The organism is Bacillus sp. FJAT-45037 (assembly GCF_002797325.1).
Lineage (GTDB): Bacteria > Bacillota > Bacilli > Bacillales > Bacillaceae_D > Alkalihalophilus.
Map to the genome: position 1 here is coordinate 2,157,205 of NZ_KZ454938.1, position 21,421 is coordinate 2,178,625.

Annotated in this window: 19 protein-coding genes and 1 riboswitch; of the genes, 4 read left to right on the forward strand and 15 right to left on the reverse strand. The window is 39.8% G+C overall.

The window, feature by feature from the left end:
• Window position 1 precedes the first annotated feature (1 nt).
• Together CDZ88_RS11075 and CDZ88_RS11080 are read right to left on the reverse strand one after the other, a co-directional pair.
• The gene (locus CDZ88_RS11075; protein ID WP_100373598.1) at window positions 2-2,884 is read right to left on the reverse strand and encodes a PD-(D/E)XK nuclease family protein; all 2,883 of its coding nucleotides are present in this window, start codon (window positions 2,882-2,884) and stop codon (window positions 2-4) included.
• A 9-nt stretch (window positions 2,885-2,893) separates the two neighbouring features.
• Window positions 2,894-3,340, reverse strand: coding sequence for a GNAT family N-acetyltransferase (locus CDZ88_RS11080; protein ID WP_100373599.1), 447 nt, complete (start codon window positions 3,338-3,340; stop codon window positions 2,894-2,896).
• A 106-nt stretch (window positions 3,341-3,446) separates the two neighbouring features.
• Between CDZ88_RS11080 and CDZ88_RS11085 the strand changes: the two genes are divergently transcribed.
• A complete protein-coding gene (locus CDZ88_RS11085) occupies window positions 3,447-3,854 on the forward strand; it encodes a group-specific protein (protein ID WP_100373600.1) in 408 nt (135 codons plus the stop codon).
• A 28-nt stretch (window positions 3,855-3,882) separates the two neighbouring features.
• Here the strand turns inward: CDZ88_RS11085 and CDZ88_RS11090 are convergent, their stop codons facing one another.
• From CDZ88_RS11090 to CDZ88_RS11100, 3 genes are all read right to left on the reverse strand, one after another.
• Complete coding sequence (locus CDZ88_RS11090) at window positions 3,883-4,245, reverse strand: DUF1516 family protein (protein ID WP_100373601.1); 363 nt, start codon at window positions 4,243-4,245, stop codon at window positions 3,883-3,885.
• A 288-nt stretch (window positions 4,246-4,533) separates the two neighbouring features.
• On the reverse strand, window positions 4,534-5,433 hold the full coding sequence (gene rocF / locus CDZ88_RS11095) for an arginase (protein ID WP_100373602.1): 900 nt from the start codon (window positions 5,431-5,433) through the stop codon (window positions 4,534-4,536).
• 74 nt (window positions 5,434-5,507) lie between these two features.
• Complete coding sequence (locus tag CDZ88_RS11100; protein ID WP_100373603.1) at window positions 5,508-6,698, reverse strand: ornithine--oxo-acid transaminase; 1,191 nt, start codon at window positions 6,696-6,698, stop codon at window positions 5,508-5,510.
• 204 nt (window positions 6,699-6,902) lie between these two features.
• On the opposite strand from CDZ88_RS11100, the gene CDZ88_RS11105 reads away from it, so the two are divergent.
• Window positions 6,903-8,324 carry a sigma-54 interaction domain-containing protein gene (locus CDZ88_RS11105; protein ID WP_100373604.1) on the forward strand — a complete coding sequence of 474 codons (1,422 nt, stop codon included), beginning with the start codon at window positions 6,903-6,905 and terminating at the stop codon, window positions 8,322-8,324.
• 42 nt (window positions 8,325-8,366) lie between these two features.
• Here the strand turns inward: CDZ88_RS11105 and CDZ88_RS11110 are convergent, their stop codons facing one another.
• Together CDZ88_RS11110 and pruA are read right to left on the reverse strand one after the other, a co-directional pair.
• Window positions 8,367-9,284, reverse strand: a complete 918-nt coding sequence (locus CDZ88_RS11110) for a proline dehydrogenase family protein (protein WP_100373605.1) — start codon at window positions 9,282-9,284, stop codon at window positions 8,367-8,369.
• 81 nt (window positions 9,285-9,365) lie between these two features.
• The gene (pruA, locus tag CDZ88_RS11115) at window positions 9,366-10,910 is read right to left on the reverse strand and encodes an L-glutamate gamma-semialdehyde dehydrogenase (protein ID WP_100373606.1); all 1,545 of its coding nucleotides are present in this window, start codon (window positions 10,908-10,910) and stop codon (window positions 9,366-9,368) included.
• Between the two features lie 822 nt (window positions 10,911-11,732).
• Between pruA and CDZ88_RS11120 the strand changes: the two genes are divergently transcribed.
• On the forward strand, window positions 11,733-12,905 hold the full coding sequence (locus tag CDZ88_RS11120) for a methyl-accepting chemotaxis protein (protein ID WP_442857122.1): 1,173 nt from the start codon (window positions 11,733-11,735) through the stop codon (window positions 12,903-12,905).
• 112 nt (window positions 12,906-13,017) lie between these two features.
• On the opposite strand, the gene phoU is transcribed toward CDZ88_RS11120, so the two are convergent.
• The 5 genes from phoU to CDZ88_RS11145 all read right to left on the reverse strand — a co-directional run bounded on the left by phoU (window position 13,018) and on the right by CDZ88_RS11145 (window position 17,528).
• Entirely contained in the window at window positions 13,018-13,671 is a 654-nt protein-coding gene (phoU, locus tag CDZ88_RS11125) for a phosphate signaling complex protein PhoU (RefSeq protein ID WP_100373608.1), read from the reverse strand.
• A 14-nt stretch (window positions 13,672-13,685) separates the two neighbouring features.
• Window positions 13,686-14,519 (reverse strand): phosphate ABC transporter ATP-binding protein PstB, encoded by an 834-nt coding sequence (gene pstB, locus CDZ88_RS11130; protein WP_100373609.1) that lies wholly within the window; start codon window positions 14,517-14,519, stop codon window positions 13,686-13,688.
• Window positions 14,520-14,581: 62 nt separating this feature from the next.
• Complete coding sequence (gene pstA / locus CDZ88_RS11135) at window positions 14,582-15,436, reverse strand: phosphate ABC transporter permease PstA (protein WP_100373610.1); 855 nt, start codon at window positions 15,434-15,436, stop codon at window positions 14,582-14,584.
• Complete coding sequence (pstC, locus tag CDZ88_RS11140; RefSeq protein WP_100373611.1) at window positions 15,436-16,425, reverse strand: phosphate ABC transporter permease subunit PstC; 990 nt, start codon at window positions 16,423-16,425, stop codon at window positions 15,436-15,438. Before pstC ends, pstA begins: the two co-directional genes overlap by 1 nt.
• Before the next feature lie 101 nt (window positions 16,426-16,526).
• Window positions 16,527-17,528, reverse strand: coding sequence for a phosphate ABC transporter substrate-binding protein (locus tag CDZ88_RS11145; RefSeq protein ID WP_232718626.1), 1,002 nt, complete (start codon window positions 17,526-17,528; stop codon window positions 16,527-16,529).
• A gap of 296 nt (window positions 17,529-17,824) precedes the next feature.
• Window positions 17,825-18,016, forward strand: a riboswitch (cobalamin riboswitch).
• Between the two features lie 214 nt (window positions 18,017-18,230).
• Here CDZ88_RS11145 and CDZ88_RS11150 point away from each other — a divergent pair.
• Window positions 18,231-18,704, forward strand: coding sequence for an acyl-CoA thioesterase (locus tag CDZ88_RS11150; RefSeq protein ID WP_100373612.1), 474 nt, complete (start codon window positions 18,231-18,233; stop codon window positions 18,702-18,704).
• A 44-nt stretch (window positions 18,705-18,748) separates the two neighbouring features.
• Here CDZ88_RS11150 and arsA read toward each other — a convergent pair whose 3' ends face one another.
• The 3 genes from arsA to arsC form a co-directional block, all read right to left on the reverse strand.
• Window positions 18,749-20,533 (reverse strand): arsenical pump-driving ATPase, encoded by a 1,785-nt coding sequence (gene arsA / locus CDZ88_RS11155; RefSeq protein ID WP_100373613.1) that lies wholly within the window; start codon window positions 20,531-20,533, stop codon window positions 18,749-18,751.
• Complete coding sequence (gene arsD / locus CDZ88_RS11160; RefSeq protein WP_100373614.1) at window positions 20,533-20,889, reverse strand: arsenite efflux transporter metallochaperone ArsD; 357 nt, start codon at window positions 20,887-20,889, stop codon at window positions 20,533-20,535. The genes arsA and arsD overlap by 1 nt, the downstream gene beginning before the upstream one ends.
• A 73-nt stretch (window positions 20,890-20,962) precedes the next feature.
• On the reverse strand, window positions 20,963-21,382 hold the full coding sequence (arsC, locus tag CDZ88_RS11165; RefSeq protein WP_100373615.1) for an arsenate reductase (thioredoxin): 420 nt from the start codon (window positions 21,380-21,382) through the stop codon (window positions 20,963-20,965).
• Window positions 21,383-21,421: the final 39 nt, after the last annotated feature.

Here is a 21,421-nt window from a genome sequence, read left to right on the forward strand (position 1 = left end):
CCTACTTCTCCCCCTCCTTTTGTTCTTCGGTCACTCGACATATCGCCTGATGTGGGCAATGAGCAGAGCAATCGAGGGGTTGAACAGGAAACTCTGTACTCGTCCCCGTCCAAAGTTCCTTAATTTTTTGCTTCAACTCATACGTTTCAATAAAGTCGTCTCCACCTAAATCTTCTTCTTTATTCTTACACGAGAAGTGCACGAGAAATCTCGATCCTTTGCCTACTTGATCTGACCGCCAAATTCCATTTCCCGCTCTCTTCTCTGGCTCTTTAAGAGAGATATAAGAAGCCCCGTATGCACTTATTACACTTTCCCCTTCTGTGAATGCTTGTTTCATTGCTCTAGCATAGAGAGGAAGTTGTAGCTTCAAACCTGTCCGTACGTCTTCTTCCATCTTCACTTGTGCAAAACCGGTCTTGTAGTCATAGATCGCAAATCCGTTCTCATCTCGGTCGACACGGTCGACTTTCCCTGTAAGTATTAGCTGTTTTCCGTCTTCAATTTCAAACTCTAACCTGACAGAAGCTTCTAGTGCATCAATCTTCATGTCTGTTAATTGCTGATTATCCCAAAATAGCTTTCTCTCTGCTTGCCACCAACGCACGAGACGTTTCCACCAATTTTCTTTTGTCAACATCAAATCTGGCCTAGAAAGATCAAAAGAAATCGTCTCAATCTCCGACCACAAATCCTCAAACTTAGTTTCTAGTAGAGGAAGAACTCTGCTTTTCATTTCTTCTGTACATTCACCAAACTTCACACCGACTAAATTCAGTTCTGTATAGACCGACTCTATTAAATCATGCACCATCTGACCAATATCTAACGGGGACACTTCTTCTTTCACTTTCTGCGCTTCTTGTATGTTCAAGACACGCTCTAAACCGAACTTGAACGGACATCTTGCATAGCTTTCAAGGGCCGTAACAGAAACAACTGATTTAGATAGCTTCTGTTGATGTGTTGGTTCGATCGGCTCACGAGAAGTCTGAAGTCGTTCTATTCGACTAGTAAGTTGCTCAAGATTACGTGACATCTCGGTCACTTTTTTTCCAAGACCAAGCTGATACGCCATCTTCTCTTCTTGATCAAGCAAAGAATAGCTAACCGATTGATTCATCCGACGATCGAACGTCCACATACTCACTTCTTCTTCACTCCATCCATCCAAAAATGGGGATGGTAGTAGAGGATGGTTAGGGTCTAACCCTTTTGTATACGTAAACGTCAACGTTGGTGAACTAAGAAGTAGTTGCTCAAAATATGCGAGCTGTTTCTTACGGAAATGCTCTTGTGTCGGCAAGCTCCCGACAATTGGCAACTGATACAAATCTTTTTCAATGATATATCCGCCTAAATGATGGGCGGATGGAAATGCCCCTTCATTCATGCCAATGATATATAACTTTTCCCCTTTAAATAATCCGAGATCGCGCCATGAGTGCAAGGCGACTCCTCGTCTGTTGCCTCGTTCAATGTAAAGATCCGATGCTGCTCCAGCCTCTTTTAGCCAATCGATAAACACGTCATGTGTCATCTCTAAATTGGTTAACTGCTTTATTTGTAGTTGATGACTGTACTCTACTAACATTTTTTCTATGTATTCAACCGTTCGTTCCTCAAGAACAGTCTCTTTTAACCGCGCAGTTTCTGTTTCTTTTTCTCGAGCGTTAAGCCATCTCTCTTCTAACTTTAATGTGCGCACGAGTTCACTCACTTTTGTTAAATACGAGAGGAATGTTCCCTTTTTAGGCCATGTAAGTTGGTCAATAGTCGAATACACTTCCGCTATTTCTTGATCAATAAAGTCACCGGTTTTCAAAAAAGCAGCTTTCGCTTTGGCATAGTTAGCACCGCGTAAGGAAAACATTTGAAATAGTTTATCAACTAAAGGTAATCGTTCAAAACGATTTTGAATAGATAGCTCGCTTCGCATCAGCATGATCAACAGTTGGAACGTTACCGTTTGGTTCAATGATTTTTTTCTTGGTGTTTGAAGAGGAATATCATAGGTGCTTGCAAGAGTTTCAAACTGCTTTAAGCCCCGCTTTTCATTAACTAGAACTACGCCAATATCGTCGTATGGAATTTCTGATGAATGGATCTCTTCTAAGACAGCTCTCATTTCTTCTGCCTGTGTTGTCGCAGCTAATATATTTACAACAGGCTTACTAGCTGTGACTGTATTTTTCTCGGTGTCTGTTGCTTGCTCAAATCCCATGTTTAGAAGGATTGCTTTTGTATCCTCAACCACTTGATGTGCTTGATCGTTCGGTATGTACACTTCGATCGGGACATCTGCCTGAACGAGTGCTTGCAAGAAGACCGCCTGAATGGGACTAAAATCAACATACCCATCAATGTAGATGGCGGAGAGCTTCACTTGTTCTGTCTGCAAAATATCTATTGCACGCAAGACTGTATTTTCAGGGTCATACATTTTTCTCTGTTCCACCGTTTCTTGCTCATATTCAGCAAATAACGGCCTAACCTCTTGTAAGGAATGAGGTGTGTGCGAAAGACTAAGCCCGAGACGTTTTAATTGGCCGTATGTATCCGCAAGTCCTTTTACTTTGCTTTGGTTGGCTCGTATTTTTTGGTAACGCGTATTTGTTTTTAACATATTTGAAAAAAACAACGTTCGCTCTTGCTCATCTAAATAAGTGACATCTTTTTCCACTTGGTCAACGATATATTTCGCTACATCATCGAATGTCGTAAACTTTATACCTGGTTGACGTGCTCTCGCTGTTTTTAACCACTTACTAGACGGAAGCAAATAAAAGACAGGTTCTGATTGTTGTCGCTGTTTGTTAAGGGCATCATGAAGTCTTTGTTCATTTGCTACATCTTTAAACGATGTATACGTTACGTTTTGCATGCTTGATCTTCACTCCTTCTCTAACATCATATCGATATGTGGAATGCCATCTTCATCGTAAACGTCGGAGGTCTCTTTGAATCCAAATGATTGATAAAAAGATAATAAGTAGTGTTGCGCTTGAATATATATGGTTGCTATAGGATGCGTACGCCTCAACTCAAATATCGAAGTTTCCAGCAATTCTTTTCCGTAACCCTCAGAGCGGAACTCTTTTCTAACGATCACTCTACCAATTGATGCGTTATCGTCATGAGATTGAGGCATAAATAACCGACTGTAAGCAACTAGTTGATCGTGTTCATACCCTAAGACGTGAAGAGCGACTTGATCTTTCGCGTCTAATTCCATGTACGGACATTGTTGTTCAACGACAAACACCTCGACTCGAAGTTGCAATATTGAATATAGCTCATCTGTCGTTAATTGATCGTATCGTTTAAAAATCCAGTTCATTTTTTACACACCCTTGTTTCCAGCTTTTCTACTAGTTTATCATTAGAAGTGAAGGATCGTGTAGTCCCTGTCATCGTTTTACCCATTTACTGTAAGGAGGCTTTGTATGAACTTTTATGTGGCATCTAGTTTTAGTAACCATCAATCTGTTCGCTACGTCAGTCGCCAGTTAAAATGCTTAGGCTATACGCATACATATGATTGGACGTTAAACGGGCGAGCGCGGAGTTTAGAAGAACTTCGCACCGTAGGAATGAATGAAAAACAAGGTGTAGAAGATGCACAATTTGTCATTGTTCTGCTCCCTGGAGGAAACGGAACACATACTGAACTCGGCATCGCAATTAGTCTCCGAAAACAAATCTATCTACACACAACAGAAGAAGCGCTAAATGATTTAGAAACGACGTGTACATTTTACCATTTACCAGAAGTGACGCACTGTACTGGCAGTTTAGATGATTTGGTCTCCCTCATTCAAAACGATCAAAAAATAAAAAAACACACAGTCTAGGTTTGTCTAGGCTGTGTGTTCGTCTGTGTTAGAAAGAAATAACTCCGTATCCTAATAGGACGACTAAGATCAATGTGATGATTAACATTGCCCAATATATCGTCGCTTGGCTTCCGAGTGTTCCTTTTTTTGTACGTACTAAAATCATTTCCATTGCATAAATGAGGAAGAATGCAAGCACACCCTTAACCAAATACATGAGCGGGAACCCAAGAATCACAATCATCCCGATTCCTGAGACAATCATAATAATATAGAACAAACGTAAAACCATATGTACGATTTTTGACCCTTTTGCTTTACCTGATTTCAATAGAAAATAGCCGACAAAAAATAGCAAAACAAGAATAGCCCATGAACCGATATGTGACTGATAAAACATATTATACATTTCATTCACCTCTTTCTATGACTCACTACATTTCATTATAATCGAAAAACACCTGAATGAAAAAGTAAATCTAATCACTATTAGAAAATGTTCTTGGTTTGCCACATCTCTACTCTAGTATAAAAAACAGAAAGGGCTGGGACAATAGTGTATTAACCAGCAAGAATCTGTACAAATAATAGGAGGTGCAATGAAGCTGCTCCTGAAATATACTTCGCACCCTTTTAGTTAGCGCACTGTTCAAATTCTCAGTTAAACACTTTAGTTATGTCGCAGCCTCTTTCTTGTTTAAAGTAACTTCTCTCCAAATAAAGATCCCATCAAGGCAACGGCAACCTCAGCTGTCTTGTTGCGTTCATCTAGTATCGGATTAACTTCGACAAATTCAGTCGATGTTAAAATATTTGCTTCTGCTAGCATCTCCATCGCTAAATGACTTTCACGATAAGAGATTCCCCCAAGTACTGGAGTTCCTACGCCTGGTGCATCATTTGGATCGAGTCCGTCTAAGTCTAAGCTTAAGTGAACACCATCTGTTCCATTTGAGACGTGATCAATGGCCTGCTCCATCACTTTCGTCATCCCCAGTCGATCAATCTCGTGCATCGTAAAGATTTTAATGCCTTTTTCTTTAATGTATTCTTTCTCTCCCTCGTCTAATGAACGAGCGCCAATGATTACGATATGCTCTGGCTTAATTTTTGGAGCAAATCCGCCAATATTTGTTAGTGATTCATCACCTAATCCAAGACTAACCGCAAGTGGCATGCCATGGATATTGCCTGATGGTGATGTTTCCTCTGTATTTAAATCGCCATGGGCATCATACCAAATCACACCGAGTTGCCTCCGCGATTTTGTCACCCCAGCAAGTGTACCTATAGCAATACTATGATCACCACCTAGAACAAGTGGGAAAAGGCCTTCTACCTCAATTTCTTCAATTTGCTGACGTAATGAATCATTGGCGTGGATCACTTGAGGTAAGTTTTTTAGACCTACTAATCCTATTTTTTCTGCTCGTTTTTCAATGGACACATCACCAAAGTCTTTCACAACATGTCCGAGAGCTTCCAGTCTACTGATTAAGCCTGCATAACGAATCGCACTTGGCCCCATATCGACGCCTCGTCGGTTCTGACCTAAGTCCATTGGTACCCCAATCACTCCAATTTTTAATCGTTTCATTGAAATCGCCCCTTTGTCCTACTTTTTATTATGTAAGATGAGAAGATGGGCAGAGCCCCCTTCTCTCTTGTTTCTTATGCGAAAACCTGTTTTATTTTTTCCAATGCAAAGTCTAGGTCTTCTTTTGAGATGACTAGTGGTGGTGCTAGTCGGATCACATTCTCGTGTGTTTCTTTACATAGAAGTCCTAACTCTTTTAACTGCTCACAATATCCACGAGCAGGAACGATTAACTCAATGCCGATAAATAACCCACGTCCCCGAATTTCTTTGATGTCTTGGTGTGGAATCTTGCGAAGCTCACTCATCACGTATTCTCCTAGATCATGAGAGCGTGCAACGAGCCCTTCTTCTTCAATCACTTCAAGAGCAGCAATTGATGTTGCACATGCTAATGGATTGCCACCAAAAGTGGAGCCATGAGAACCAGGTTCAAACACACCAAGAATCTCACGATTAGCAGCGACAACCGAAATTGGCATCACTCCACCACCTAGCGCTTTTCCTAGAATGTACATATCAGGTTCGACTTCCTCCCAGTCACATGCAAACAGTTTTCCAGACCTAGCAAGCCCTGATTGAATTTCATCGGCAATGAATAGTACTTGATTATCCGAGCAAATTTCACGAACTTCTTTTAAAAAGCCTTCAGGCGGAATAATAATCCCTGCTTCCCCTTGGATCGGCTCTACGAGAAATGCAGCCGTATTCGGAGTGATCGCTTCACGCAACGCTTGCGCATCACCATAAGGGATCATTTTAATTCCTGGAAGCATTGGACCAAATCCACGCTTATACTCTTCATTTGATGAAAGGGAAACAGCTGTCATCGTCCGTCCGTGGAAGTTATTTTCACATACAATGATCTCTGCTTGGTTTGCTTCGACTCCTTTTACATCATAAGCCCAACGACGAGCTGTTTTTACAGCGGTCTCGACTGCTTCTGCTCCTGTATTCATCGGAAGTACCATATCTTTGTTCGTTAGTCCTGCAACTTTTTCGTAAAAAGGAGCTAATTGGTCATTGTGAAAGGCACGTGATGTTAAAGTAATACGGTCAGCCTGGTCTTTTAGGGCTTGAATAATTTTCGGGTGACGATGACCTTGATTAACCGCCGAGTATGCACTTAGCATATCAATGTAACGATTTCCCTCTGGATCTTCTACCCACACACCTTCTGCTTTAGAAATAACAATCGGAAGTGGATGATAATTCTTTGCTCCAAATTGTTCTGTTTTTTCGATAATTGACGTTGTTTTTGTCATAGGACACACTCCTTATTAGTTTATATAAAATAGCACCATGCAAGGTTAGTGCCAATTTACAGATAATTAATCGATCTACTCGTTGAAGAATATATATGTATTCCGAAGCTCCATTGCTGAATATTAATATTTATTTTCCTTTCCTGCAAATAATTTTGCACAATTGCGAGCGTTTCCATATACTTAAGCTATAGGAGGTGGATCATGAATCAAGTAGAAAAAGAAAACCTAAAGCAGACGATCTCGATGCTTGAAGTTGTCTTAGACACCATTGATGTTGGTGTACATATTGTTGATGCTGACGGAAAAACAGTCCTATACAATAAGAAGATGACGGATATTGAATCAATGCCACCGAATGAGGTGCTTCATAAAAGCCTGCTTGATGTCTTCTTATTTAAAGAAGATCAATCAAGTACGTTGTTACAGTCTTTAAAAAAAGGCAAGCATTTCTATAACATCAAACAGCAATATTATAATAACAAAGGCTATCCAGTTACAGCAGTCAACGATACACACCCTGTGACCAACGAAAATGGAGAAGTCGTTGGCGCCTTCGAGTTATCTAAAGACATTACTCGTCTTGAGAAATTGATGAACGATACTCTGCAAAAAAATGGGCAGACTCGTTACACCTTTTCGCAAATTATTGGGCAGAGCGAGGCGATGACCCAAGTCATACATGAAGCCAAACGTGCAACCAGAACGAGTTCATCTGTTTTACTAACAGGCGAGACGGGAACAGGCAAGGAAATTTTCGCTCAAAGTATCCATAATGGGAGCACTCGTGCTAGTGCACCATTTATCTCGCAAAATTGTGCTGCATTACCTGATAACCTTATTGAAGGTATTTTATTTGGCACAAAAAAAGGCGCATTTACTGGGGCAATTGAACACCCTGGCCTATTTGAACAAGCACAAGGCGGCACCTTGCTTTTAGATGAGATTAATTCTCTTAATCCAGCCCTGCAAGCGAAGTTACTACGTGCTATTCAAGAAAAAACGATTCGACGAGTTGGCGACACAAAAGACACACCAGTCGATGTAAGGATTATTTCAACAGTAAATGAAGATCCTTTTGACGCGGTAGCAAACGGCCGCTTAAGAAAAGATTTATTTTATCGCTTAGGTGTAGTCTCTCTTTACATTCCACCACTATGCGATCGATACGGTGACATACCGATTCTTGTTGAACATTTTCTTGAGATCTTTAATAAACGGTTCCAAATGAATGTCGAGTGGATCTCTGCTGATGTCCTTGAATTGTTTGAGCAGTATGAATGGCCTGGAAATGTACGTGAATTAGAGCATGTGATTGAGTCTGCCATGAACATTATGACGACCGAACACCAAATGGAGCTCTATCATTTGCCCATGCATATGAGAAGGCGACTTACGACTCAACCGTCAAAAGAAAAAGACACTCCAGCTGCATCCACCCACTCAAATGAAACGTTCCTTCACAAGCCACTCAAAGATCATCTCGCTGAGGTCGAATCTTATTACATAAAACAGGCAATGACTGTTCATAAAGGCAATGTGTCACAAGCCGCCAAGGCGCTAGGTATTAGTCGTCAAAATCTTCAATACCGTTTAAAAAAATTATCGAGTGACGATACATTGTAATCATAAACAAGGAGCTGCCACGCACAGCTCCTTGTTTTTCATTTATTTCGATAAAAGCCCACGAATGGCAAAGCTAACATTTTGTGGCCTTTCTGCTAAACGACGCATAAAGTATCCGTACCAGTCTGTGCCAAATGGAACATAGACTCGCATCGTGTAGCCTTCCTTAGCAATTTCTTCTTGCAATTCTTTACGGAATCCGTAGAGCATTTGAAATTCAAATTGAGTCTTCGGAATCCCCTCTTCCTCACAAAATGCTTTTACCTTATCAATAATCGTATGGTCATGTGATGCAATCGCAGTATAACTTCCGCTCAACAAGTGTTGCTTAATGATTTCAAAGTAATTATCATCAATCACTTTCTTCTCCTGAAATGCAATCTCACTAGACTCTTTGTAGGCCCCTTTTACAAGACGTAAATTTATGCCTTGAAGATCGTTGACATCTGCTTTTGCTCGGTGTAAATATGCTTGTATGACCGTACCGACAGAGTTTGGAAACTCTTCTCTTAAATCTGCTAACAGATCGAGAGTTTGTTGACAATGGCTAGAGTCCTCCATGTCAATTCGAACAAAGTTCTCTAACTCATACGCCGTGCGAACGATTTTTCGCATATTTTGATAGCAAAGCTCTCGTTCGACATCGAGTCCAAGCTGTGTAAGCTTTAATGATAAATTACAATTCACACCTGTTTTTGTAATCGCTTTCAATGTTTCGATGCAATCATTCGTTGATTCAATCGCCTCTTGTCTCGATGTAATAAACTCACCTAAATGATCAACTGTCGCGACTAGACCTTTATCATTCAATTCTTGAACGGTCCTCATCGCATCTGCAATCGTTACACCCGCTACAACTTGTTTAGCTCCCATTTTTAATCCCCAGCGCTTCGCACTGCGGTTAAGCACTTTGTTCTTCGACAAATATAGAAACATGGGTTTAAGTACCATGCTAACCACATCTCCAATCTCATTATTCATTGATAAGGTTGAAGAGAGGCACGATACATGGTATCGTGCGCTCTATTCATTGTATTCACATTAGAGAGTTTCTGAAATCGTTTTTGCTTGAAGGAATAATTGTAAGTAGTCTGGGCCGCCTGCTTTGGAATCTGTGCCAGACATATTAAATCCTCCGAACGGATGATACCCTACAATCGCTCCGGTACATCCACGATTAATGTACATATTCCCAACATGGAAATCTGTTTTTGCTTTTTCTACATGCTTACGGTTATTTGAAATGACGGCACCCGTTAATCCATACTCCGTATTATTAGCAATATCAAGAGCTTCATCGAAATCTTTCGCTTTAGAGAAAGCAACAACCGGCCCGAAGATCTCCTCTTGCATCAAGCGAGCGTCACTTGCGACATCTGCAACAATCGTTGGTTGGACGAAATATCCTTTAGAAGAATCTCCTGTTCCACCAGCAACAACACGTCCTTCTTCTTTACCGATTTCAATATAACTCATGATTTTATCAAAGGCTGCTTGGTCATTTACCGGTCCCATGAATGTATCGTTGATTGTTTCGCCAACTGTTAACTCTTTCGTTAAAGCAATCGATTTTTCAAGTACTTCATCGTACACATCTTCCACGATCACTGCACGTGAACACGCTGAACATTTCTGCCCTGAAAAACCAAATGCAGATGCGACAATCGATTTTGCTGCAAGATCTAGATCTGCATCTTTGTCAATAATGATTGTATCTTTTCCGCCCATCTCAGCAACTACACGCTTTAACCATTTCTGCCCTTTACCTACCTTAGCAGCACGTTCATAAATGCGCTCTCCGACCTCACGAGAACCTGTGAAACTAATCATACGTGTTTTTGGATGGTCAACTAAATAATCACCAATCTCTGAACCACTACCAGGTACATAGTTCACTACACCAGCAGGTAATCCAGCCTCTTCTAGTACTTCCATGAACTTTGCAGCGACTACAGGAGTCGTACTAGCTGGTTTTAATAACACCGTATTTCCTGTTACAGCGGCTGCCACCGTCGTTCCTGCCATAATCGCAAAAGCAAAGTTCCAAGGTGAGATGACAACAGCGACTCCGAGTGGAATGTATCCGTATTGATTCTTCTCCCCTACTCGACTAAGAACAGGAATACCATTCTTCAACTCAATCATTTGACGTCCATAATATTCTAGAAAATCAATCGCCTCTGCTGTATCAGCATCTGCCTCATTCCATGGTTTTCCTGCCTCATACACAAGATATGCTGAGAATTCATGTTTGCGACGGCGAATGATTGCTGCTGCTTTAAAGAGAATTTCAGCTCGAGCTTCTGGCTCCCAGCGTTTCCAATCTTCAAATGCTGTCAATGCCGCTTGCATCGCTTGTTCCGCATGTTCTTTTGTTGCTTTAGAGACGCGCCCAACCGTTTGTTCCTTACGAGCTGGATTTTCTGAGGTAATCTTATCATCTGTATAAACAAGTTCTCCCCCAATACGTAACGGGAAGTCTTGACCTAATTCCGCTTCAACTTTTTTCAAAGCCGCCTCAAATTCTTGGCGGTTACTTTCAACCGAAAAATCTGTAAATGGTTCGTGTTTGTAAGGTACTGACATGCTACACCACTCCTTATTATCTAGTCACTGTAAGTATATTGCAAAAACTGTGCCAATTATGAATTTTATTAAAGTAAGCGTTATCATCAGGCTTGTTCGACAACTGTCTGCAAAATACTTTGCATATGCAAATAAATCGGCGTTGTTTGTGCAATTTTTTTTGCTTTTCGCGGATGAAAAGTACACATTTACATCGTCTTTACAATAGGTCCATATGGCATTAATACTGCACTGTCATAATTCGAGTTATACAGACAAAAGGAGTGTTACATAGTGCCCAGAAAATTCAAAATCCCTACCTTTAAAACGTTTCAAAGAAAAAATCATAATAATAGAAACAAGCTGAGTATGCGTTCAAGATTGCTCTTAACTTTTATACTATTAATCTCTCTAACAACAGGAATAATAGGCTACGTCAGTTATGAACGCTCTTCAACCATGAGTAAACAATTTGTCGAACAACGTTTAATTAGGGAGGCAGCATCTATAGGAGAAATGGGTGAATTTCTTAAGTTAAGTTACCCGCAAAATGATTCAGTTTTCTTTCAAGAGCTTGAATTTAAAATCATTAACCAGTCAATTGAATTAATGGCCGATGGTCTTTCTGCAGATTATTTTCTATATATTGATGATGAGTTAACACCTTTTTCAATGAGTCAATTTTCTGATTTGAGTTTTTCACCAAGCACTCTTCAAACCATCAAAGAGGGTAAAAGTGGCTTAATGCATATGACTGTTGATAGCAAAGATTTTGCCGTCGCTTATTATTATGTACAAAATCTTCAAGGACAGTTTCTAATGGTTGTTCCTACAATCGATTATATGAATGAGATCAATCAATTGCTAACGATCATCGCTATAACTGTGCTTGTAGGAATTCTAGCTACAACGGTTATTATTATCTTCACTGTTCGCTCAATTACCAAGCCATTAGTACAACTACGCGAATCGATGCGTAAGGCTCGTAACGGGGACTTAAGTCAAACGATCGACATAAAATCAACTACACCTGAAGTAGAGTCACTCGTGAAAAGCTTCGAACAGATGATGGACCATATGAGATTGTTATTACTTGATGTAAAAGGGACTACAATAAATTTATTAAACAATAGTCAGGAACTTAGTGAGTCCTCGGAACAATTAAATTCGACAGCAGTTCATCTACAGAGTTCAATTAATATCGTTAATCAAGGTGCAGAACAAACGGCCTCAGGCTCAGAGCGAAATATTCACGTCTTCCAGCAAATGAAAGAGCAAATCAAAAAAAATATGAATCACATTGAAAGTGTCAATGAAAGCTCTAAAGAGATGGACACTAGGGCGAAACTAGGGAATGAAAAACTTAACACGATGGTTTTATCGATGGCTGAACTGCAAGGGGAATTTGAGTTATTTCAAGAAACAATGGCTCATGTGTTGAAGGAGTCTACCCAGATTGATCAAGTGGTACAACTGATCCAATCGATTTCCGAGCAAACGAAATTATTAGCTTTAAATGCGACTATAGAAGCAGCAAGGGCTGGTGATGCGGGCAAAGGATTTGCTGTTGTTGCCAACGAAGTAAGAAAACTTGCCGAGCAAACTTCAATTGCTACAAATGAAATTACTATCCCTATTACAAGAATGAAAACTGCTACTGAACAAGCTTCAATCGAATTTGAATCTTCATTAAAAAATGTAGTTGATCAAACAACTATCGTAAACGAATCCAAACAAGCATTTGAATTTTTATTACATGTCGTCAATCAAACAAATAACCAATTAGTTGAGATGAGAGAGGGACTTGTCTCGTTAGAACAAAGTGTTCCTGGCATGGAAGAAGCAACCTCAAATTTTACAAGCCTAGCCCAGGAAACATTAGCAAGTACGAATGAAATTGGAATGCTAGTAGAACAGCAAGTACAAAAAGTAGCCACCTTCGAAGACATGTCTGAACAATTAAAGAAACTATCTCAATCACTAGATGACACAACTTCATCTTTTAAAATTCGTTAACCAACCACTATCAACGACCTTCCTTGCATAACAATAGATGTGCAACTAGGTCGTTTTCTTTATATACTAAAAACAGTTCCTAATGACCACATAATGGTCATTAGGAACTGTTTTAATTTAAATCAAAGTGTTTACCGTTCACTTCATAGACAATCCATTCAGCTAGGTTAGTAGAATAATCTGCAATCCGTTCTAAGTAACGAGCGATAAATGCCATTTGAGTGATATCTTCAATACTATGCTCTTCAGTAGAGAGTGAGAACAATTCACGAATAAATTGGCCAAACATTGCATCAACTTTATCATCTCGATTAGCAATTTTCTGAGCGGCCATGATGTCTTGGTTCTCATATGCTGATAGAGCATCTTTTAGCATGCTAGTTGCTTCTGCAGAAATAACTAAAAGCTTTTCTACGTAATCACTGCATTCTCTGAAATTAGTACGTTTAGATACTTTAGCTATATCTACCGCCAAATCTCCTACACGCTCAAGATCACTCGATATTTTCAATGCAACAATTAATCTTCTTAAATCTGTTGCTACAGGTTGCTGCCTTGCAATGAGTAAAGTTACTTCCTCATTGATCGCTAACTCCCGCTGATTAATTAAATAGTCTTTCGTAATTACTTGATGCAATTGCTCTTTATTATTTTCTTCTAGCCCATGTACAGAAAGAAGCAAGGCATCTACTACCTTGCTCCCCATTTCCAGAATGGACTGTTGGATATTGTCTAATTGCGCTTCAAAATTTTCCCTCAGTCTCATATGTTTACTCTCCCTTATCCAAAACGTCCTGTAACGTAATCTTCTGTACGCTTATCTGATGGGTTTGAAAATATTATATCAGTATCAGTATATTCGATAACTTCTCCATTCAAGAAGAAGGCTGTTTTATTAGAGATACGAGCTGCCTGTTGCATGTTATGAGTAACAATAATAATCGAATAATTATTTTTTAATTCCCCGATTAACTCTTCTACTTTTTGTGTTGACTTTGGATCAAGAGCTGAAGTAGGCTCATCCATTAAAATGACCTCTGGCTCTACAGCTAAACAACGGGCAATACAAAGTCTTTGTTGCTGACCACCCGATAATCCTAGAGCAGATTCATTTAAACGGTCTTTAACTTCTTCCCAAAGAGCAGCTCCACGTAAACTTTTCTCCACAAGTTCCATCAATTTCTTTTTATTTTTAATGCCATGAACACGAGGACCAAAGGCAACATTATCAAAAATTGATTTTTGGAAAGGATTCGGTTTTTGGAATACCATCCCTATAGCACTTCTTAATTCCACTAAGTTCACAGCTGGATCAAAAATATTCGTATCATGGTAAATAACTTCACCACTTGTTTTTACAATCGGAACTAATTCAACCATGCGGTTTAGTGTTTTTAAAAATGTTGATTTACCGCAACCAGATGGTCCAATAATCGCTGTAACACCATTTTTTTCAATATCTAAATTGATATTTTTTAATGCTTGATCATTCCCATACCATAGATTTAACCCTTTTGCTTCAAAGATATTTTCTTTTTTTGCTGATTCTTGAACAGGCTTAGCTGTTACATCTACACTAACTTTGTTTTGTTTTTGTTTTTCGACTACTGCCATCGAAAAAACCTCCTTAGAATAATCTCATCCGTTTTGTTTACATCCCGATCTTGAAATCTTGTTTATAGTACTTCATTTTTCTTACGATAGTAATTACGAAGTAAAATAGCTGTTAAGTTTAGTAAAATAACCATTCCAATCAATACTAATGCCGTACCGTATGCAATAGGGCGTACAACCGCCGCTTGATTATGTTGTGTCGCTAAAATATATAAATGATAAGGTAAAGCCATAAATCCATCCGTTAAACTTGAAGGTAAAACCGGTAAGAAGAAAGCCGCACCAGTTAAAATAATTGGAGCCGTTTCACCCGCAGCACGAGCTAATCCGAGAATAGAACCTGTTGCCATACCCGGTACTGCTGATGGGAGAACAAGCTGTCTAATCGTTTGCCATTTCGTTGCCCCTAGTGCAAGACCCCCTTCACGGAAAGAAGTTGGAACCGACTTTAAGGCTTCTTCTGTTGCCGTGATAATCCATGGGAGAACCATGATCGCTAGCGTGATCGCTGCAGTAATCAAACCTGTGCCTAATCCTAGCATAGAAGCAAAAATAGCTAAACCGAATAATCCATAAACGATCGAAGGTACTCCTGCTAGGTTTCGAATGGACATACGAATTATGCGAACGATCACTCCCTGTTTCGCATATTCATTTAAATAAATGGCTGACCCTATTCCTACTGGTACAGAGATTAAAATTGTAAGAGATGCCACATAAAAAGTACCGACTAATGCTGGCCAAATTCCACCTTCTGTCATATTTTTACGAGGGATATCCGTGATGAAGTTCCAACTAATAACTGAAATTCCATTGCTCGCAACCCAATATAGTAATAAAAGTAGAGTTCCTACTGTTAAGAATGCAAAGAATCCACATATTGAAAACCAAAGTTTTTCAGCTGCATTTTTAGACATTACATATTCCTCCTTTGTCTTGAGATAAGAATATCTGCAATTAAATTAACAATGAATGTAATTGTAAATAAGATAATTGCTGTAACAAAGAGTGAACTATAATGTAAGCTTCCCCATGCAACATCTGAACCTTCGATTGCAATGTTCGCTGTTAATGTTCGAACTGAAGTTAAGAAATTTGGTACGACTACACCGAAAAATTCTTTTAAAGGCATATCAATGGCATTACCCGCTGCCATTAATACTGTCATCGTTTCTCCAACAGCACGCCCAAAACCTAGCATAATCCCTGCAACAATACCAGATTTTGCTGCTGGTACGGTAACAAGTTTAATCGTATCCCAGCGCGATGCTCCAAGGGCATATGCTGCTTCACGATAGTCTTTTGATACACTTCGCAACGAATCTTCTGCAATACTAATAATTGTAGGTAGAGCCATAACAGACAGAATAATTGCTGCTGTGAAAGCTGTTAAACCATTCGACAGATTAAACATATTTGCAACAATCGGTGATAAGATAACTAGTGCGATAAATCCTAGTACTACCGATGGGAATATAGCTAATAGTTCAATTACCGGTTTCAAGAACTCTCTTACTTTCTTTGGTGCGATTTCTGAAATGAAAATTGCTGTCATAATCCCCCAAGGGATTGCAATAACTAGTGCACCAATAGTCACCATAAATGAACTAATAATAAAAGGTAATGCACCATACCCTGCTCCTTGCGGAGAAGATGGGTACCATCTTGTAGTCGTAAGAAATTCCATAATTCCAACTTCACGTAATGCTGGTGTTGCTTCTCTTGTTAAGAAAAATAAGATTAACAGCAACATAAAAATTGCGATCATTCCGAAAACGAAAAAGACCTTTTCTATTAAATAATCTAAAATATTTGCTTTAAATGATTTCTGAGTTAATGTCTCTTTTGTAACAAGCTTTAACTCCGCAATCTCTTGATCGTCACGGTTTTCTGCATGCAATGCCACGTTATTTCCCTCCAGTTTACCCTGTCCCCTAACAGGTCGTGTTCCTCACAAATAAATTGGAATTGCCTCACAATGTGAGGCAATTCCATCATACTCACGTATTAATTGAAATCAATTCCATTTTCAGCAAGAACTTCGTTATTCTGATCTTCATACTGACCTACTTGGTAGAAACCAGTGTCGTAAATAACATCTTTCGCTTCATCTGAAGTTAATACCCACTTCAAGTAATCATATGCTACACCTTCAGGAGTACCATTAGTGTAGAAGAATAGTGGACGTGCAATTGGGTAAAGACCAGTATCAACATATTCAGATTCAAAAGGAGTAATATACTCACTATTTTCATCAAGTGCAATGTTTGCAGCATCTAAATCATCGCTGATATACCCAACACCAATGTAACCAATTGCATTTGTTTCTTGAGATACTGATTCTGCAATAGCTGAAGAACCAGGCATGAATTTAGCACCTGCGCCAAAATCTTCGCCATCCATTACGTTTTCGTTAAAGAATACATAAGTACCTGAGTTTGACTGACGAGAGTAAACAGAGATCTCTCCGCCTTCTTCCCATCCTAAGTCAGACCAGTTTGTCACTTTACCAGTAAATACATCTTTCACTTGCTCCATCGTCATATCTTTAACTGGGTTGTCACTGTGAATCGCAACAGCTAAACCATCTTGCGCTACAATAAATTCAATTGGCTCTGCGCCATTTGCTTCTGCTTCTTCGATCTCTTCATCTTTCATAGCACGTGAAGATTGTGCAATATCTACGTTATTGTTTATCATTGCAGCGATCCCTGTTCCTGAGCCACCGCCAGTTACAGCTAGACCTGCCATTTCGTTATATTCCATATAGCCTTCAGCAAGACCTTGACCTACATTAACCATCGTGTCAGAACCACGAATATCTAGTGAACCTGATGGCATTTCTTCTTGCTCTGGTGCTTCATCTTCAGTGCCATCTGCCGTATCCCCTGCTGCTGTGTCTTCAGAGCCTGTATCTGTTTGTGCGTCCTCTGAACCATTACCACAAGCTGCGGCAAACACCATAAGTGCTGCCATTACTAGGAACAATAAAGCTTTTTTCGTATTCAATGAATTGTCCTCCCTTTTCTGTAGGAAAATATTATTTGTAAGTGGTCTCTCCCTCTCACAATTGCTAGTATAGTCTTGTTTTATTAAGTGCGTATGAGTTGAGTGTAAAGGTTTTGTAAATTACTGTTGTCAACACATGCGAAATGCCGTCGTGCCCTGTCTAAATAGAAAAAATAGTGACGTTTGGTTAAATCGATTTTTTATTTAAACTAGCAGATCTAGTAGTGAATAGATTTTATTGAAATTCTTCTCAATGTACGGTAGGATAAAGTCGAAGTATTCATTTTTTTCAAACTTCATATGTACATGCAAAAGGTGACCTAGATACATAATCTAGCTCTTAAAAGGGAAGTCCGGTGAAAGTCCGGCACGGTCGCGCCACTGTAAGAGGGAGCTACGTATCGTAACCACTGTTCTTTAGAAGAATGGGAAGGGATATGGTAGTGATGATCTCAAGTCAGGAGACCTGCCATTTGTACGCACTAGTACCTACGCGTTTTTTAGGGAGGAGTGATCGAACATGCATTGGCCACTATTGTACGATAGTCCAGGTTAATTTTGTGATAGTGATCTCTCTTTCAATTATGAAAGAGAGTTTTTTGTGTTTAAGTGCAATCATTACATCACTTTTTTAACGGAGGAATTGACTATGATATATGTAAAGCTACTTTTTTATTCTCTTTTTACAGTGGAGGTTCCTAGATGAATTTCGTTCACCCAACAAGTCAATCAAGAACAATCCAATCAAGATTAGTGCTTCCACCTGATACGAACCACCTTAAAACCATCTTTGGTGGACATGTGTTATCGTATATTGATGAGATTGCTGCAATTACCGCGATGAAACATTCGGGACAAGTTGTTGTCACAGCTTCGATTGATTCGGTAGACTTTTTATCATCTGCTGAAGTAGGAGATTTGCTAGAGCTTGAAGCCTTTGTGACTTCTACAGGCAGAACGTCAATGGAAGTATTGGTGAGAGTCCATTCCAATAACTTATTAACAGGAATAAGAACATTAACTACCACTTCCTTTTTAACGATGGTCGCTATTGATGAAGATAAGTCGCCTATCCCTGTTCCTAACGTTAAACCTGAAACGGAAGAAGAAAAGCAACTTTTTCAATCAGCTAAAGATCGAAAGGAACTCAGAAAGAAACGAACACTTCTCTCATAAAAAATAAGGCAGCATCCACTAATTGGGGATGCTGCCTCTCTTCTTTATTTTGTTAAGTTTAAAAGCTGTTGATAGCCTTCGATCGTTTCAGTCTGCCATGGGATGACAACCGATTGGTTTGCATAGTTGTTCATCACGCGTTCCATCCATACTTTTTCACTTAACGCTCTTTGACGTAAAATCGGATCTTGTGTGTTCGTTGCCGCAAAGCTTTGGTTGATGACCCACCAGCTAGGTGTAATATTTGCCCGTACTAAGTCATCTTGTAGCCTCGATGCTTCATATACTGGTGTAGCTTCAGGTAACGTCACGACTACAACATCTGTTTCTTTTGGATTTCTTAATCTTGGTAGCAATTTCTTCACAGAGTCTGGAATTTCCCCAGTTCCTCTTTCAATTTCTTGATGATATGAATGGGCGGCATCTAGTAATAAGAGTGTGTGCCCTGTTGGTGCCGTATCAATCACAACAAATGCGTCGTCCGCCTCTTCAACCACATTAGCAAAAGAACGGAACACAGCAATCTCTTCTGTACACGGAGAGTTGAGATCTTCTTCTAAATAGGCAAGTCCGTCTTCATCTAAATGTTCACTCGATGCCGTTAACACCTCTTGTTTATAGGCTTCAACTTCTGCCTTGGGATCAATTCGGCTAACGGTGATCAGCTGATTTTGCTCATTTGTAAATAAGGAAGAAAGATGCGCCGCGGGATCAGTTGTTGTTAACTTCACTCGATGTCCTTTATCCGCTAAACCAACAGCCACTGCTGCAGCCACTGTGGTTTTACCTACTCCCCCTTTTCCCATCGTTAACACAACACCACGTTCTTTTTGCGATAGTTGTTCGACTAAAGTAGAGAGTGAATCCATACCAAGTGTTGACAATTCATCTTCTGATTCAGTTATACCTGTTGACTGGCTAAATAACGTGCGCAGCGATTCAATACCTGTTAATTGATAAGGAACATAAGGCAACTCAAATGTTGTCGTCGCTTGTAAATCGGTTGGCATTTCCTTTAATGCCTGTTCTTGACGCGTATAAAAAGCTGCTGCGATCTTATCGCCCTCTAGGTAGGTTTGCATCTTTCCATTGACGAGAAGCCATTGATTTTTTAAACCAATTTCTTTTAACTCCGTTGATGCTCGACTAGCTTCTTCTAGCGTTGAACGTTCCGGACGAGCCACTAGTACAAGTGTTGTCTTTGTTGAGTCAGAGAGAGCCTCAACCGTGTGTTCATATAGTGCCTTTTTATCCGCTAAACCAGACAACGGGCCGAGGCATGAGGCACCGTGTGTGCTCGTATCTAAAAAGCCTGACCATGCTGTTGGCAATTGTAAAAGGCGTAAAGTATGACCCGTTGGTGCTGTATCAAAAATGATATGATCATATGACTCTGTTCGATCAGGGTTCGTTAAAATGGTTGCGAATTCATCAAAAGCAGCAATCTCGACTGTGCAAGCTCCAGATAATTGTTCTTCCATTTGCGCAATGACAGCTGCGGGTAATTTATCTTTATACGGCCCAATTATATCGTTACGGTACGCTGCAGCAGCTTCTTCTGGATCTAAATTAATTGCTGTTAAATTTTCGATGGATTGAATAATCGTTTCCTTGTAGCCAATCTCTTGTTCAAACACATCTTGTAAGTTCGAGGCTGGATCTGTACTTACTAATAATACTTTTTTTCCTTGATCAGCTAGGGAAACGGCTGTCGCACAAGCGGTAGATGTCTTCCCAACACCGCCTTTTCCAGTAAAGAATAAATAAGGGGTGAGTTTAAGCGTATCTGGTTGAAAACGTTGATGAAGATGTAGCTCGTTTTTCTCCATTATAATAACTCAATCCCTTTTGATTTTGTCGTCTGCTTTGATAACGTACCGACTTCGATCTGTGCCCAGTCTGCTAACTGTTCATTTGTCGGGTAGTGCCCTACCATTTTCACTTCACCATCGACGACAATCGTCGGAAGTGCCTCGGTTCCTTTTTCATCAAGCAATGTTTTTACAAGCTCTTCATCTATAAATGCTTGAGGTTCTGATCCTAGATTATAACGAACAATATCGACACCCTTTTTCTCAAGCATAAAAATTGCTGTGGCCATTCTCGTTAAATCTGGATCAACACTCGGTCCACATACACCTGTCGGACAACATAAAGCTGGATCATACACTCGAATTTTAGACATGTCTATATCCCCATTTCATCATCTTTTTTTTTGCAAAAGGGTCAGACCTAGTAGGCCGACCCTCAGCTGTTGTTTATTTACCTGTTTTTGCGAACGTTTCGATACGCTCACCAATTTCATCACGAACTCGTTGGAAAAATGCCCATTTCTCTTCTTCTGTTCCTTCTGCTTTAGCTGGATCGTCAAAGCCCCAGTGAACACGTTCTTTGTTAGGTGGTGTCGCAGGACAAACATCCGCTGCATGACCGCATAACGTCACAACAAGATCAGCCTTTGCAAGAATGTCTTGGTCAATGGTATCTGATGTTTGACTTGTAATATCAACGTCTACTTCTTTCATAGCTTTTACAGCATTAGGGTTTACCCCATGTGCTTCAACTCCCGCTGAATACACATCATATTTATTGCCGAGATGCTTCTTGCCCCATCCTTCTGCCATTTGGCTACGGCATGAGTTCCCTGTACATAAGAAGTAAATAATTGGTTTAGACATGTTGAAAACTCCTTTGTTTTTCATAATAGTAGAATGATC

Excerpts from the sequence above, each read along its gene's own strand:
- CDZ88_RS11075 (WP_100373598.1), bottom strand. The coding sequence starts at position 2,884 with ATGCAAAACGTAACGTATACATCGTTTAAAGATGTAGCAAATGAACAA.
- CDZ88_RS11080 (WP_100373599.1), bottom strand. The coding sequence starts at position 3,340 with ATGAACTGGATTTTTAAACGATACGATCAATTAACGACAGATGAGCTA.
- CDZ88_RS11085 (WP_100373600.1), top strand. The coding sequence starts at position 3,447 with ATGAACTTTTATGTGGCATCTAGTTTTAGTAACCATCAATCTGTTCGC.
- CDZ88_RS11090 (WP_100373601.1), bottom strand. The coding sequence starts at position 4,245 with ATGTATAATATGTTTTATCAGTCACATATCGGTTCATGGGCTATTCTT.
- rocF (WP_100373602.1), bottom strand. The coding sequence starts at position 5,433 with ATGAAACGATTAAAAATTGGAGTGATTGGGGTACCAATGGACTTAGGT.
- CDZ88_RS11100 (WP_100373603.1), bottom strand. The coding sequence starts at position 6,698 with ATGACAAAAACAACGTCAATTATCGAAAAAACAGAACAATTTGGAGCA.
- CDZ88_RS11105 (WP_100373604.1), top strand. The coding sequence starts at position 6,903 with ATGAATCAAGTAGAAAAAGAAAACCTAAAGCAGACGATCTCGATGCTT.
- pruA (WP_100373606.1), bottom strand. The coding sequence starts at position 10,910 with ATGTCAGTACCTTACAAACACGAACCATTTACAGATTTTTCGGTTGAA.
- CDZ88_RS11120 (WP_442857122.1), top strand. The coding sequence starts at position 11,733 with ATGAATGAGATCAATCAATTGCTAACGATCATCGCTATAACTGTGCTT.
- phoU (WP_100373608.1), bottom strand. The coding sequence starts at position 13,671 with ATGAGACTGAGGGAAAATTTTGAAGCGCAATTAGACAATATCCAACAG.
- pstB (WP_100373609.1), bottom strand. The coding sequence starts at position 14,519 with ATGGCAGTAGTCGAAAAACAAAAACAAAACAAAGTTAGTGTAGATGTA.
- pstA (WP_100373610.1), bottom strand. The coding sequence starts at position 15,436 with ATGTCTAAAAATGCAGCTGAAAAACTTTGGTTTTCAATATGTGGATTC.
- CDZ88_RS11150 (WP_100373612.1), top strand. The coding sequence starts at position 18,231 with ATGAATTTCGTTCACCCAACAAGTCAATCAAGAACAATCCAATCAAGA.
- arsA (WP_100373613.1), bottom strand. The coding sequence starts at position 20,533 with ATGGAGAAAAACGAGCTACATCTTCATCAACGTTTTCAACCAGATACG.
- arsD (WP_100373614.1), bottom strand. The coding sequence starts at position 20,889 with ATGTCTAAAATTCGAGTGTATGATCCAGCTTTATGTTGTCCGACAGGT.
- arsC (WP_100373615.1), bottom strand. The coding sequence starts at position 21,382 with ATGTCTAAACCAATTATTTACTTCTTATGTACAGGGAACTCATGCCGT.